Origin of the sequence: Paraburkholderia sp. OAS925 (assembly GCF_040543975.1) — a bacterium.
Taxonomy (GTDB): Bacteria; Pseudomonadota; Gammaproteobacteria; order Burkholderiales; family Burkholderiaceae; genus Paraburkholderia; species Paraburkholderia graminis.
Genome location: NZ_JBEUNO010000002.1, coordinates 774118 through 788073, shown reverse-complemented (window position 1 = coordinate 788073; position 13956 = coordinate 774118). Strand labels below are relative to the sequence as shown.

Below are 13956 nucleotides of genomic sequence, written 5' to 3'. Positions count from 1 at the left end.
ACCATTTCGCTTTTTCCGATTTCCGAAGACCGTCTCGTGACCACGCAACAACTCCCTACCGCATCGCGCAAATCCCTCACTCTGCTTCAATTGCTTGGCCTGATCGGCGGCACTGCGCTTATCGCGGCCATCGTGCTGAATCTGGTCGTGTAACGCCGTCATGTACAAGAAGGGCGTAGCGCTGGAGATCCAGTTTTCCCCCGAACGGCTCAACGACGGCGCAGGCGATCCGTACTGGATCGACCTCACGCAAGACGAAGCGCAACGCCTGCTCGACAGCCTGCAGGCGCGCCTCGCAGCGAGCAGCGTAAGCGGCGCGAGCACGGAGGCGCCGCTTGTCGTCAGCCTGGACGAGACGCCGGCTTCACAGCAGCAAAGCGCGCCGGATTCGCCGTCGGCGAATGCCACCAACGCCGCCAACGCCGCCAACCCCGCTTCCGCCGACGACTTCAAGCAGTGGGTCTGCGTGATCTGCGGCTGGATTTACGACGAAGCCGCCGGCTTGCCCGAAGAAGGCATCGCGCCGGGCACACGCTGGGCCGACGTTCCCGCCGACTGGCGTTGCCCGCTGTGCGACGTGGGCAAGGAAGACTTCGCGCTCGTCGAGTTCTAGGCGTCCGGGTAATCGGCGCCCACGGTGGTCGCTTCCCACGCATCGAAATCGCCGCGCATGAAGTCGAGCTTCTTGCGCGCGAGTTCGAGCGCGGTCTTGCCGAGCAGCAAACGCAGAGGCGGCTTGTCCGATAGCGCGGCGTCGATAATCGCTTGCGCCGCGCGCACCGGATCGCCCGCCTGGTTGCCGCTGCGCGCTTCCGTCTGCTTGCGCCGCTCGCCGGCGGTGGCCGCGTAGTCGTCGATGACGGTGGCCGATTGCTTCATCGACGCACCCGCCCAATTGGTGCGGAACGGACCGGGCTCCACGATCAGCACGTCGATGCCGAGCGGCTTGACCTCGGCTGCGAGCGTTTCCGACAAGCCTTCCACCGCATATTTCGTCGCGTGGTAATAGCCGGTCGCCGCGAAACTCGCGAGCCCGCCAATCGACGATACGTTGACGATCAGACCGCTACGCTGCTCGCGCATGACCGGCAACACGGCCTTTGTGATGTCGACGAGACCGAACACGTTGGTCTCGAACATCGCCCGCACTTCCGCGTCTTCGCCTTCTTCGATTGCCGCCAGATAGCCGTAGCCGGCGTTATTCACGAGCGCGTCGATGCGGCCAAAACGCTGCTTTGCCTGTGCGACGACCTCCGCGATCTGCGCGCGGTTCGTCACGTCGAGCGGCAGAACGAGCGCGCGCTCGCCGTGCGGCTCGGCAATGTCTTTTACTTTCGATGCATCGCGTGCCGTGACCACGGCGCGCCAGCCGCGCTCGAGCACCAGCTTCGCGAGTTCGCGGCCAAAGCCGGTCGAACAGCCGGTGATCAGCCAGACGGGATTGTCTCGATTCATCATGTGGGAAAACTCCTGTTGATGGTCTGCGACATAGCCTCGCGCCTTTCTTTTTACTGACGCCTCGAAAGTTGTTCGCGCGAAGAAGGGGGCTTTGATTCTAGTCGCAGCGCGGCAAGCCTGCTTGCAGCGCCTCCATCAACGCGCCCGCACGGTGCGCGTGTATGACGCGATCATCGTGGCGAGTTCCTGCGCGGCGGGCGTGAGCGGAATGGCGGCGCGTTGCAACAGGCAGACGGTTTGCTCGATCGCGCGCTCGCGGACCTCGATCGTGGTCAGCGCGCCGGCAAACGCGCCCTGTGTTGCGACAATCGACGACTCCAGCGACAGGCAATCCGTCGCGCCCACGAGATGCAGCGTCTCGTACAAACCTTCGACGGTCGCGACGATTTTCGGCGGCGGCAAACCATGACTTTCGAACAGATGATTCAGCCGATTGACTTGCGGATCGTCGGTGAGATTCGGCGAGCGCGTGGCGATCCATGTGCAATCGACGAGTTCGGCAAGCGAGCGAGCCTGCGCCTTCGGATGACCCTTGCGGCAGACGATCACTGGATCGGAGCGATAAAGCGGCACGACGGAAAGATCAGCGGTATCCGTGTGCTTCGACACCAGCGCGACTGCGAAGTCGAGCGTGCCTTCACGAATCCACGAAATCATCATGCGCGATGTGCCGGTGCGCAGATGCAGCGCCACTCGCTCGAAGCGCGTGCGGAACTGCATCAGCACGGGCGCCAATGCATCGACTAACGGCTCGGTCGTCATGCCGAACGTGACCTCGCCCGCGTAGTCGCCGCGCAATTGCTGCACCTCCTGCTCGGCGCGCTCGCATTCGCCGATAATCGCGCCCGCTCGCTGCAACAGCCGCTGGCCGAGCGCGGTCAGTGCGATGCCGCGATTCGTGCGGATGAAAAGCGTCGCGCCCAACATCGATTCGAGGTTCTGTAACTGCTGCGTGATGCCGCTTTGCGCGACGCCGAGTGCACGCGAGGCCGCGCGCAAGCTGCCATGTTCGGCGACGGCCTTGAAGGCGCGCAGTTGAGAGATCGTCAACGCCATTGGAGCGTCCGTGGTTCACTGCCAGCGATCGGCAAAGGTGATCATGATAGTCCGAAGCTGACTTCTATGAAGCGGCGCAGCGGCATACGATGGGCTCGCCGTGTTCCGTCCACCTCGACAACTTCCGCTCCCATGAAACTGCCTCTGATGATGATCGTAAGCGCCGCGCTGGCCCTCAGCAGCGGCGCGTTTGCCGCCGAGTCCGACACGCTGCGCCTCGGCATCGACCCAAGCTATCCGCCGATGGATTCAAAGTCGCCCGACGGCAGCCTCAAAGGCTTCGACGTCGACCTCGGCAATGAAATTTGCCGCCGCATTAAAGCGCGTTGCCAATGGGTCGAGCTCGAATTTTCGGGGATGATTCCCGCGCTGCAGGCACGCAAGATCGACGCGATTCTTTCGTCGATGGCGATCACGCAGAAACGCGAGCAGCAGATTCTATTTACGTCGAAGCTCTTTCAGTTCAAATCGCGGCTGATCGCGCGGCAAGGCTCGCCGCTCGCCGCGGGCTTGCAGGCGCTCTCAGGCAAACAGATCGGCGTGCAATCGGGCACGCAGTTCGAAGGTTATGCGTTGAAGAACTGGACGCCGCTCGGCGCGCATGTCGTCGCGTACAAGAGCCAGGAGGAGGTGTTCGCCGACTTGCAGAATGGACGCCTCGACGGCGCGTTGCTTGGTTCCGTGGAAGCGGACTTTGGCTTTCTGCGCACGCCGTCCGGCAAGGGCTTTGCGTTTGTCGGCGAACCGCTTTCGATGGGCGATCGCGGCACGGGCATCGGCTTGCGCAAGGACGAGACGGCAGTGCAGGCGTCGATGAACGCCGCGATTGCCGCGATGTTGAAAGACGGCACCTATGCGCAGATCGCGAAAAAGTACTTCGACTTCGACCCGTACGGCAATTGATGCCCGCGCGTTCCGCTCTTTAACTCCACGCTCGTCTCTCATGAACAGGCAATCGCATCCGCTCATTTCGCCGGCAATCGGCACGCAGCGCGAACTCGTATCGTTTCACTTCGGCGCGCCAGGTAACGGGGAAAAAGATTTATATCCAGTCGTCGCTGCATGCCGACGAAACGCCAGCGATGCTGACCACGCTTCTATTGAAGCGTCGTTTGATCGAACTTGAAAAGCAGGGCGCGCTCAATGCGGAGATCGTGCTGGTGCCCGTGGCTAATCCCGTCGGACTCGGGCAATACGTACTCGGACAATTTATCGGGCGCTTCGACCTTGCAAGCGGCAAGAACTTCAACCGGCATTTTCTGCGGCTGACGAAACTTGTCGCACAAGCGCGCGAAGCACTAGGTTCGGATGCCGCCGAAAACGTGCGGATCGTTCGTCGTCTGATTGCCGACGAACTGGCCGCGCAAAAGCCGATGACCGAGTTGGAGTCATTGCAATTGGCGATGCTAAAGCTCTCGTTCGATGCAGACGTCGTGATCGATCTGCATTGTTCGCTCGAGGCCGCGATGCATCTCTACACGAGCGAGGCGGCGTGGCCTCAAGTCGAACCGTTCGCGCGCTATCTTGGCGCAGAGGCGTCGCTGCTGGCGACGAACTCGGGCGGCGAGGCCTTCGACGAAACGCATAGCCTGCTGTGGTGGGAGTTGCAGCAACATATGCCCGCCGACAAGCCGGTGCCTACCGGCACGATTGCAGTGACTGTCGAATGCCGCGGCCAGCGCGACGTTTCATACGAAGCGGCACAGCACGACGCCGATGCGATCGTCGACTATCTCATGTGGCGCAAGGCGATTCGGCTGGAAGCGAAGCCGCTGCCGCCGTTGCTGACTCCTGCGACGCCGCTCGCCGGAAGCGAGCAGTTCTATGCGCCCGTGAGCGGCATTCTCGTGCATCGCGCGAAGATCGGCGAGACGATTCGCGTTGGTCAACCGTTGTTCGATATCGTCGATCCGCTGACGGACGAAACCACTACGTTGACGAGCAATACGGAAGGCGTGTTTTACATGCGTCGCGCGATTCGGTTTGTGACGGCGGGCGCGCCGCTGGGGCGTGTGACGGGGACGCGGGCGTTTCGGACGGGGGTGTTGTTGGGGGCGTGATGACAGCAGCTTCGTGTGAACTCTGCTTGCAACCAACAGAGGCTGCGGCCAGACGCGCCGACACCACGCACGCGCAACCGCAACCGCAGCCTCAACCTAACCCGCCTTAACTTGCCACCAACACCGGCGCAATCGCAGCCGGATCGCTAATACTCGGCCGCCCATTCTCCACATGACCCGCAACGCGGCGCGAGAAGCTGTCGTCGTCGTTACTGGTTATCGTCAAGTCATACCAGTGATGGCTCGCTGCCAGCACCCACGCCTCTTCGACATGCGCGCCTGGCGGCACGATCACCGGACGCGGACGTGCGCCATACGCGTTATCCGTCACCGTCAAACGCGCGAAGCTGCCGCCCTTGTTGCTGAACTTGAGGAACACGTTGCCGTTCGCGACATCGTATTGCACCTTCACTTCGGGCTCCGCCGGTTTGCCATTGTGATGACCGCCGGCAAGCTGCTCCGCCTGCGCATTGCTCCCGACATTGCCCGCGAATTTGCGCACGAAACCATTCGGACCGAACACCTGAAAAGCGTAGACGCCGTTCGTCGATGTCAGATCGAACGACTCGCTGAGCGACTTGCCCGCTTCAACGGTGTAACGCCACGGACCGTCCGTGCGATTCGTCGCGTACACATAGAAATGCGCGCCCTGGTCGCCGGTATTGCCGAATGAAATTTCGAACGCGTTCTGCTTCCCGTCCGCGTGGCCGTTCACATGCAATTCATACGGCAAGGCGCGCGCGAAACGAATGCCGCTTTCCTGCGGATCGATTGAGCCGGGCGTCGCGGGCACGGTCGGTTTCGGCTGCGTCGCGCACTGGTTGTCGGCAATGGTCTTGTAGTTGCTCGTGTCGGGCAGCGGCGGAATGCGCGAGTCGGGCGTGCGGAAATCGAACGCTGTCGTCAGGTCGCCGCACACCGCGCGACGCCATGCGGTGATGTTCGGCTCATACACGCCAAAGCGCGTTTCGATGAAGCGAATCACCGACGTGTGATCGAACACCTGCGAGCACACAAAGCCGCCCTTGCTCCACGGCGAGACGATCGTCATCGGCACGCGCGGGCCGAGGCCGTAGGGCAGGCCATCGGCGGTATAGCTGCCGCCGCGTCCCGGATTGACCACGTTGTGAATTTCGCCTTCCGTGCTGACCGTCGACTTGCCTTGCGCGGCCGTGGTTGCCGGTTGCGGCGGCACGAGGTGATCGAAGAAGCCGTCGTTCTCGTCGTACATGATGAAGAGCACGGTCTTGCTCCACACCTCGGGGTTCGACGTCAACGCATCCAGAATCTGCGACGTATATTCGGCGCCATACGCCGGCGTGTATTTCGGATGCTCCGAGTACGCGGCGGGCGGGCACAGCCACGACACTTGCGGCAGCTTGTTCGCGAGCACGTCGGCCTTCAGATCGTCGATGGTGCGTACGGTTTGGGCGCGCTCATACAACGGCGAGCCAGGCTGCGCGTTGATGAAGTTGCTGAAGTTCTGCAGGATGTTGGTGCCGTAGTTGCCGTTCAGCGGATCGGCGCCGGTCAGACCCTGCTGATAGATCTGCCACGAAATGCCGGCGGCTTGCAGGCGCTCGGGGTACGTGGTCCACGAAAGCAACTGATAGTTCGGCGGGCCGTCGCCGTCCACCCAGTCGTTGTTGTCGAGCAGCGGTCCGCCGAACTTGGCCGTCGGGTCGACCGTGCCGCTCATCAGATACGAGCGGTTCGGATGCGTCGGCCCGGGCATCGAGCAGAAATACGCGTCGCAGATCGTGAACGCATCGGCGAGCGCATAGTGGAACGGAATGTCGCTGCGCAGGTGATAGCCCATCGTCATGTCGGTCTTGGTCGCGGGCCACTGGTCGTAGCGGCCGCCGTCTATCGCGGCATGCGTCTTGTACCAGCTATGATCGAGGTCGCCCACGCATTGCGCGCTTGTGGTCGACGTATCCAGATGGAAGGGCAGCACAGGCTTCGTGGGGTCCGCCCTTCGACGGCTGATACCAGACCGGCTTGCCGTTCGGCAGCGGAATCGGGAAGCGGTCGTTGTAGCCGCGCACGCCGCGCATATGGCCGAAGTAGTGGTCGAACGAACGGTTTTCCTGCATGAACACGACGATGTGCTCGACATCGTGAATCGTGCCCGTGCGCGAAAACGCGGGAACGGCCAACGCATTGCGAATCGACTCGGGCAGCGCGGTAAGCGCAGCGGCAGCGCCGGCGGACGAAGCCACGGTCTGCAGGAAACGGCGACGGCTATTTGATGTCATGGAATATCACCTTCTGCGGGGGGAAGAATAGCGCGCCACGCGCGCCAGTGGAATCGGTCAGTTGCTGTTCGCGCTGTCGCCCGGTGCATAACGCATGACGGGCGCGACTTGCTGGCTGTCGGCGGCGAGGCTGGCTTGCACGTTCTGCGTGATGGCGTCGGATGCGAGAGCGGGATTCGCGGCGAGCGCCGACGATGCATTCGGAATAGCGGCTGCGGACAATGCCGCGGAAGATGGCGCATCGAGCGAAGCATCAACATTCGATGAAGAAGACGCATTGGCCGATGCGGAGTCATCCGCGCCGCAGCCGCTTAATGCACACGTTAATGCGCACGTTGCGAGCGCAACGAAAAAGGCACTCACGAGGCGTTTGTCTCTTCTCATGTCGGCATCCGGTTTTGTGAAGGCGGATGCAGTCTCCAACCCTTTCAAGAAATAATTGTGAAACGTTTGCGAGTGGGAAAAATGACTCGCGTTTGTGAGTTCTTCGAAAGGAACCGGAAAGTGATAAGTAGGAGAATGGACACGCTAATGCCTTCCATCGCAAGATCACTCACGCCATGACACGCATTGAACGACCTTTCGACATGCCGCGGCTCGAAGACGAATGGCTCGAGGCAGACGGCTTCGGCGGCTTCGCGTCGGGGACCGTGGGCACCGAGCGCACGCGCCGCTATCACGCATTGCTGCTGGCGGCCACGCGCGCGCCAGGTGGACGCGTCGTGCTGGTCAACGGTGTCGAAGCCTGGCTCGAAGCGGACGGCGAGCGCTATCCGCTCAGCATGCAGCGCTACGTGCCCGACCTGCTGTATCCCGATGCGAGCGCGAATCTGCTCGAGTTCGCCACGGAGCCGTGGCCGACATGGCGCTTCGAGTTCAATGCGCAGATCGTCATCACGGCCGAAGTGTTCGTCAGCAAGGCGACGTGCGAAACGGTATTGCGCTGGCAATGGGAACGCCCGCAGGCGGCGACGCCAACAGGCGCGCTTACGCTGAAGGTCAGGCCGTTGCTGTCCGGCCGCGACTATCACGCGCTGCATCACGAGAACGCGGCGTTCAACTTTGGCGCGCAAATCAGCGACGACGCGCGCAACGTAAGCTGGCAACCCTACGGCGATCTGCCGCGCATTCATGCCGCGACGAATGGCAGCTACGCGCACGCGCCGGACTGGTATCGCAACTTCTGCTACGTTCGCGAGCGCGAGCGCGGGCTGGATTTCAGCGAAGACCTCGCGACGCCCGGCGTATTCAGCTTCAATCTCGCGAATGAGCAAGCGGTCATGATTCTCAGCGCATCGGATGCGACACAAACACACGTAACCGCATCGCGCCACGCAGAAACCCTCGCCGAAACCGAACAACAACGCCGCGAAGCATTAGGCTCGCGTCTGCAACGTTCCGCCGACGCCTACGTCGTCCAGCGTAACGAGGGCCGCACGATACTCGCGGGCTTCCCGTGGTTCACCGATTGGGGCCGCGACACGTTCATCGCGATGCGCGGCTTGCTGATCGCGTCGGGCCGTCTGGATGCCGCCGAGGCGATCCTGCTCGAATGGGCGGGCACGTTGTCCGAGGGCATGCTGCCCAATCGTTTCCCTGATTACGGCGACACGCCCGAATACAACTCCGTCGATGCGTCGCTGTGGTTCATCGTCGCCGTGCACGACTATCTGTCGACGGATCACGCGGGCGCGGCAACCAGGGCGCGTCTCCAGGCCGCCGCCGACGCGATCCTCGCGGGCTACACGCAAGGCACGCGCTTTAACATCAAGGCATCGGCGGAAGACGGTTTGCTGTGCGCGGGCGTCGCAGGCATGCAGCTCACGTGGATGGACGCGAAGGTCGGCGACCGGGTGGTGACGCCGCGCATCGGCAAGCCGGTCGAAGTGCAGGCGCTGTGGATCAACGCATTGCGCATTGCAGCAACGTGGAATGCGCAATGGCAACAACCGGCCGACCGCGCATGGCAGGCGTTCCGCGAGCGTTTCGTCGACCCGTCGACACAGGCGCTTTTCGATAACATCGACGTGGATCATGTCAGCGGCACAGTGGACCGCGCGATTCGTCCCAATCAGATTTTCGCGGTCGGCGGGCTGCCGTTCGCGTTGCTCGAAGGCGCGGCGGCGCGCGCCGTGGTCGATCAGGTCGAAGCGCAATTGCTGACACCGCTCGGCTTGCGCACGCTCGCGCCGTCGGACCCGGCTTATCGCGGCCGCTACAGCGGCGCGCCGTACGAACGCGACGGCGCCTATCATCAGGGAACGGCGTGGCCGTGGCTGCTCGGTCCATTCGTCGAAGCGTGGCTGCGCGTGCGTGGCAACACCGACGAAACGCGCCGCGAAGCTCGAACGCGTTTTCTCGATCCGCTGTACGCGCATCTCGATCACGCGGGGCTCGATCACCTTTCCGAAATCGCCGACGGCGATTTGCCGCACGCGCCCGCCGGCACGCCGTGGCAGGCGTGGTCGCTCGGCGAATTGCTGCGCGTCGAGCATTTGCTTGCCGGGTTGGATCGCCACATCGCGTAAACCGCGCTACGATGTGTGTCCCACCGCCAAGCCCGACGCAAGGAAGCTGTCATGCCACCGCTGCGCGCTGCGAATCTGTTCGCCACTGTTGAAGGTTCACGTCTGCATTCGGCGGATTGTGCCCACTGGCAGCGCTGGGGCCCTTACCTCAGCGAGCGTCAATGGGGCACCGTGCGCGAGGATTACAGCGCGGACGGCACTGCGTGGGACTACTTTCCGCACGACCATGCGCGCAGCCGCGCATACCGTTGGGGCGAGGACGGCATTGCCGGTTTCGGCGACGACACGCTGAGCTGGTGCGTGTCGCTTGCGCTGTGGAATCGCAAAGACCCGATCCTGAAAGAGCGGCTCTTCGGTGTCACGAACGCGCAGGGCAATCACGGCGAGGACGTGAAGGAGCTGTACTTCTATCTCGACGGCACGCCGACGCATTCGTACATGCGCATGCTCTACAAGTACCCGCACGCGGCTTATCCGTATCAGGATCTGATCGAGGAAAACGCGCGGCGCGGCGGCGACATGCCGGAGTACGAAATTCTCGATACCGGCGTGTTCGACGACTTGTGTTACTTCGACGTTCAGGTCGAATACGCGAAGCACGCGCCCGACGACATCGTGATGCGCGTCACAATCGAGAATCGCGCGGACGAACCCGCATCGCTCGATGTACTGCCGCAAATCTGGGCGCGCAATTCGTGGTCGTGGAAACCGAACACGGACAAGCCGTCGCTTGCAGCAGGCACGGACCACGACGGCCGCGCGCAGTTGATCGGCCATCAGCATGGGCATGAACCGATTGTCGTCACCGCGTGGTCAAAGGACGCGCCGCAAATCGCGTGGCTATTCTGCGAGAACGACACGAACGTAAAGCGCCTCTTCAATATGGAAGGCGAGGGTCCGTTCAAGGACGGCTTCAACGATTACCTCGTGCATGGCGATCAGCACGCGGTGCGCCGCGACCGCGGCACGAAGGCGGGCGCGCATGCGCCAATCGAACTCGGTCCGCATGGGCGCGCGGTCGTGTATATGCGCTGGCGTCCCGAGGCGACGCCCGACGAAGTGCCGTTCGACGCCGACGCGCTCTTTGCAAAGCGTATCGCCGAAGCCGACGAATTCTACCGCGCGCTGCAACGCGACATGAACGATCCGGACGCGCGTCTCGTGCAGCGCCAGGCGCTCGCGGGCATGCTGTGGTCGAAGCAGTACTACCGGTACGACGTGCATCGCTGGATCGAAGGCGATCCGTTGCAGCCTCAACCGGCGGCCGCGCGCAAACGTGGACGCAACGCGGACTGGATGCACCTGTGCAATGCGGACATCGTGTCGATGCCCGACAAGTGGGAGTACCCGTGGTACGCGTCGTGGGATCTCGCGTTTCATGCGGCGGCGTTTGCGTTGATCGATCCGGCCTTCGCGAAACGTCAATTGCTGCTGCTGGTGAAAGACCGCTATCAGCATCCGAATGGACAACTGCCCGCTTACGAGTGGGCGCTAGGCGACGCGAATCCGCCGGTTCACGCGTGGGCCGCGTGGCGCGTGTACGAGATCGACCGCGCGCTCACCGGCAAGCCCGATCGCGATTTTCTGGAGCTCATTTTTCATAAGCTGCTGCTCAACTTTTCGTGGTGGGTGAACCGCAAGGACGCCGACGGTCACAACATTTTTCAGGGCGGTTTTCTTGGGCTCGACAACGTGGGCATCTTCGATCGTTCGTCGCCGCTGCCCACGGGCGGCCACATCGATCAGGCGGACGGCACCGCGTGGATGGCCGCGTATGCACTCGACCTCATGCGTATCGCGCTGGAACTTGCGTATGCGAACCATGTGTTTGTCGACATCGGCGTAAAGTTCTTCGAGCACTTCCTGTATATCGCGCAAGCCGTGAGTTGCGACGACGGCTGCGATACCGGACTATGGGACAGCGAGGACGAGTTCTTCTACGACAAGCTGCGCCTGCCTGACGGCACCAGTGTTCCAATGCGCGTGCGCTCGATCGTCGGGCTCATTCCGCTTTTCGCGGTGCATGTACTCGAAGAGCGCCTGCATGGCGAGTTGCCCGGATTGCGCGAGCGGCTCGTGTGGTTCCTCAAGCATCGGCCGGATCTCGCGAAACTCGTCTCGCGCTGGAACGAGCCGGGTAAGGGCAATGCATTGTTGCTGTCGGTGTTGCGCGGACACCGGATGAAAGCGCTGTTGCGGCGCGCGCTCGACGAAAGCGAGTTTCTCTCCGATCACGGCGTGCGCGCACTGTCGCGATACCACCGCGATCATCCGTTCGTGTTCGATCACAACGGCAATAGCTTCACGGTCAAATATCTGCCGGCTGAATCGGATACGCGCGTGTTCGGCGGCAATTCGAACTGGCGCGGTCCGGTGTGGATGCCCGTCAATTATCTGTTGATCGAATCGCTCTACGAATTTCACCGCTATTACGGCGACGAATTCCGCGTCGAATATCCGACGGGCTCGGGAAAGACCTTGTCGCTGTCCGAAATCGCCGATGAACTCGCGCGCCGCGCGACCACGCTATTCCTCAAGAACCGTGACGGCGAGCGTCCGGTCATGGGCGCGTACCCGTTGCTGCAAGCGGACCCGCGTTCGAGCGATCTGATTCTGTTCCACGAATACTTCCACGGCGACAACGGGCGCGGTGTGGGCGCTTCGCATCAAACCGGTTGGACCGGGCTTGTCGCATTGCTGCTGCAACCGCGTGAGATGGCCGCATCGGGCAGCGTGCCGCTTGCGGGCGAGCCTGGGCGCGCGCCGATTCCGGCAGCGCCGTCGGCTCCGGCGCGGCCCACGGAGCCTGCGGTCGAACCTGAGACGGTTTCCGCGCTGGCGAGCAGTGCGGTCAAATAGCGCGTGACCGTTGTTGAACTGTGTGGGGGCGGGCGCGGTCTTCTCTCTATTGCCACGTCCGTTTCATTGGCTTACTCGAGTGAATCCCATGTCGACTCCATCGAATCCCCAAGCCGCTAATTCTCCGAATGCGGATGCTAACGGCAACCTTGCCGCGCCGCGCAGTTGCAAAGTGAGTGCGAGTGCGCACGGCGAGCCGCCGTCGCCCGCCGGCAAGCGCCCGGCGCCGCCTTGCACGCTGGTCATCTTCGGCGCGGGCGGCGACCTCACCAAGCGCCTTCTGATGCCCGCGCTCTACAACCTCGCCGTGGATGGCCTGCTCGACGGCGGCATGCAGATTGTCGGCGTGAATCACGGCGAGCGCGAAACGAGCGCATGGTGCGAAGAACTGCACCAGTCGCTGCAAAAATTCGCCGCCGACAAAGCCAGTACATTTCACGCCGGTCAGCTCGACGACAGCGCATGGGATTGGGTCGCGCAGCGCCTCACCTATATGGCCGGCGATTTCGACACGCCCGACACCTTCGCGCGTCTGAAGCAAACGCTCGCTCAGGCGCCCGGCGGCAATGTGATTTTTTATCTGGCCGTGGGCTCGCGCTTCTTCAAACCGATCGTCGAACATTTGGGCGAGACCGGTTTGCTGAAAGAGGACGGCGGCTTTCGCCGTATCGTGATCGAAAAGCCGTTCGGCACCGACCTCGCATCGGCGCGCGATCTGAACGCGCACATTCTTTCGCAGGCGAAGGAATCGCAGATCTATCGCATCGATCATTTTCTCGGCAAGGATACGGTGCAAAGCATTCTCGCCGTGCGCTTCGCTAACGCGTTATTCGAGCCTGTGTGGCGGCGCGAATATATCGACAGCGTGCAGATCACGGCGGCTGAAACGATCGGCGTGGAAGGGCGCGGCAAGTTCTACGAGCAGACCGGCGCGTTTCGCGACATGGTGCCGAACCACCTGTTCCAATTGCTCGGCATGGTGGCGATGGAGCCGCCCAATTCTTTCGACGCAGAAGCCGTGCGCAATAAAAAAGCCGAGATCTTCGACGCGATCTTGCCGCTCACGCCGAACGACGTCGTGTTCGGTCAATACGAAAAGGGCGCTGCGGGCGTGGGTTATCGCGAGGAACCGGACGTCGCGCCGGACAGCAAGACAGAAACGTATGCGGCCGCGCGCGTGTTCGTCGAAAACTGGCGCTGGGCCGGCGTGCCTTTCTATTTGCGCACGGGCAAGCGGCTTGCGGTGCGGGGCACTGAAATCTCCGTGCAACTGAAGCCGGTGCCGTTCCGTCTGTTTCGCGACACGCCCGTCGACGCGCTCACGCCGAACGTGCTGACGCTGCGTATCGATCCCGCGCACGGCACGAGCTTCGACTTCAACGTCAAGACGCCGGGCCCGGTGATGCAGATTGGTCCCGTGCAGTCTTCGTTCAACTATGGAGACTTTTTCGCGGAGCGCGCCAACGTCGGCTATGAAACGCTGCTGTACGACTGCATGCTCGGCGACGAGACGCTGTTCCAGCGCGCCGACAGCATCGAGACGAGCTGGTGCGCGGTGGACGATGTGCTGCATCCGAAGACGGGCGGCGCGATGCCCGTGCACGGCTATGCGGCCGGCAGTGAAGGGCCCGCCGAAGCCGATGCGCTGCTCGCACGCGACGGCCGCGCGTGGCGGCCATTAAAGACCAATGCAATCGAAAAGAAGTGAACGCGCTCGGTAAAACCACATCAACGGGG

At 62.5% G+C, this 13956-nt stretch carries 8 protein-coding genes and 2 pseudogenes; 6 read left to right on the top strand and 4 right to left on the bottom strand.

Annotated elements, in window-relative coordinates:
* The first annotated feature begins 160 nt into the window (after positions 1 to 160).
* Positions 161 to 613: a rubredoxin gene (locus tag ABIE53_RS22365; protein ID WP_192699551.1), complete on the top strand. Its 453-nt coding sequence runs from the start codon at positions 161 to 163 to the stop codon at positions 611 to 613.
* Here the strand turns inward: ABIE53_RS22365 and ABIE53_RS22360 are convergent.
* Together ABIE53_RS22360 and ABIE53_RS22355 are read right to left on the bottom strand one after the other, a co-directional pair.
* Entirely contained in the window at positions 610 to 1458 is an 849-nt protein-coding gene (locus ABIE53_RS22360) for an oxidoreductase (RefSeq protein WP_006047360.1), read from the bottom strand. The genes ABIE53_RS22365 and ABIE53_RS22360 overlap by 4 nt on opposite strands.
* A gap of 135 nt (positions 1459 to 1593) precedes the next feature.
* Positions 1594 to 2514 carry a LysR substrate-binding domain-containing protein gene (locus ABIE53_RS22355; RefSeq protein WP_192699552.1) on the bottom strand — a complete coding sequence of 307 codons (921 nt, stop codon included), beginning with the start codon at positions 2512 to 2514 and terminating at the stop codon, positions 1594 to 1596.
* A gap of 132 nt (positions 2515 to 2646) precedes the next feature.
* Between ABIE53_RS22355 and ABIE53_RS22350 the strand changes: the two genes are divergently transcribed.
* Positions 2647 to 3417 (top strand): transporter substrate-binding domain-containing protein, encoded by a 771-nt coding sequence (locus ABIE53_RS22350; RefSeq protein WP_192699553.1) that lies wholly within the window; start codon positions 2647 to 2649, stop codon positions 3415 to 3417.
* 40 nt (positions 3418 to 3457) lie between these two features.
* A pseudogene (locus ABIE53_RS22345) lies at positions 3458 to 4574 on the top strand (succinylglutamate desuccinylase/aspartoacylase family protein).
* A 106-nt stretch (positions 4575 to 4680) separates the two neighbouring features.
* Here ABIE53_RS22345 and ABIE53_RS22340 read toward each other — a convergent pair.
* A pseudogene (locus ABIE53_RS22340) lies at positions 4681 to 6832 on the bottom strand (phosphocholine-specific phospholipase C).
* Between the two features lie 57 nt (positions 6833 to 6889).
* Positions 6890 to 7216, bottom strand: coding sequence for a hypothetical protein (locus tag ABIE53_RS22335; RefSeq protein WP_192699556.1), 327 nt, complete (start codon positions 7214 to 7216; stop codon positions 6890 to 6892).
* A 176-nt stretch (positions 7217 to 7392) separates the two neighbouring features.
* Here ABIE53_RS22335 and ABIE53_RS22330 point away from each other — a divergent pair, with 176 nt between their 5' ends.
* The 3 genes from ABIE53_RS22330 to zwf all read left to right on the top strand — a co-directional run bounded on the left by ABIE53_RS22330 (position 7393) and on the right by zwf (position 13927).
* On the top strand, positions 7393 to 9360 hold the full coding sequence (locus ABIE53_RS22330) for an amylo-alpha-1,6-glucosidase (protein ID WP_192699557.1): 1968 nt from the start codon (positions 7393 to 7395) through the stop codon (positions 9358 to 9360).
* A 51-nt stretch (positions 9361 to 9411) separates the two neighbouring features.
* Entirely contained in the window at positions 9412 to 12219 is a 2808-nt protein-coding gene (locus tag ABIE53_RS22325) for an MGH1-like glycoside hydrolase domain-containing protein (protein WP_192699558.1), read from the top strand.
* A gap of 88 nt (positions 12220 to 12307) precedes the next feature.
* The gene (gene zwf, locus ABIE53_RS22320) at positions 12308 to 13927 is read left to right on the top strand and encodes a glucose-6-phosphate dehydrogenase (RefSeq protein WP_192699559.1); all 1620 of its coding nucleotides are present in this window, start codon (positions 12308 to 12310) and stop codon (positions 13925 to 13927) included.
* Positions 13928 to 13956: the final 29 nt, after the last annotated feature.

Excerpts from the sequence above, each read along its gene's own strand:
- ABIE53_RS22335 (WP_192699556.1), bottom strand. The coding sequence starts at position 7,216 with ATGAGAAGAGACAAACGCCTCGTGAGTGCCTTTTTCGTTGCGCTCGCA.
- ABIE53_RS22355 (WP_192699552.1), bottom strand. The coding sequence starts at position 2,514 with ATGGCGTTGACGATCTCTCAACTGCGCGCCTTCAAGGCCGTCGCCGAA.
- ABIE53_RS22325 (WP_192699558.1), top strand. The coding sequence starts at position 9,412 with ATGCCACCGCTGCGCGCTGCGAATCTGTTCGCCACTGTTGAAGGTTCA.
- ABIE53_RS22360 (WP_006047360.1), bottom strand. The coding sequence starts at position 1,458 with ATGATGAATCGAGACAATCCCGTCTGGCTGATCACCGGCTGTTCGACC.
- ABIE53_RS22350 (WP_192699553.1), top strand. The coding sequence starts at position 2,647 with ATGAAACTGCCTCTGATGATGATCGTAAGCGCCGCGCTGGCCCTCAGC.
- ABIE53_RS22330 (WP_192699557.1), top strand. The coding sequence starts at position 7,393 with ATGACACGCATTGAACGACCTTTCGACATGCCGCGGCTCGAAGACGAA.
- zwf (WP_192699559.1), top strand. The coding sequence starts at position 12,308 with ATGTCGACTCCATCGAATCCCCAAGCCGCTAATTCTCCGAATGCGGAT.
- ABIE53_RS22365 (WP_192699551.1), top strand. The coding sequence starts at position 161 with ATGTACAAGAAGGGCGTAGCGCTGGAGATCCAGTTTTCCCCCGAACGG.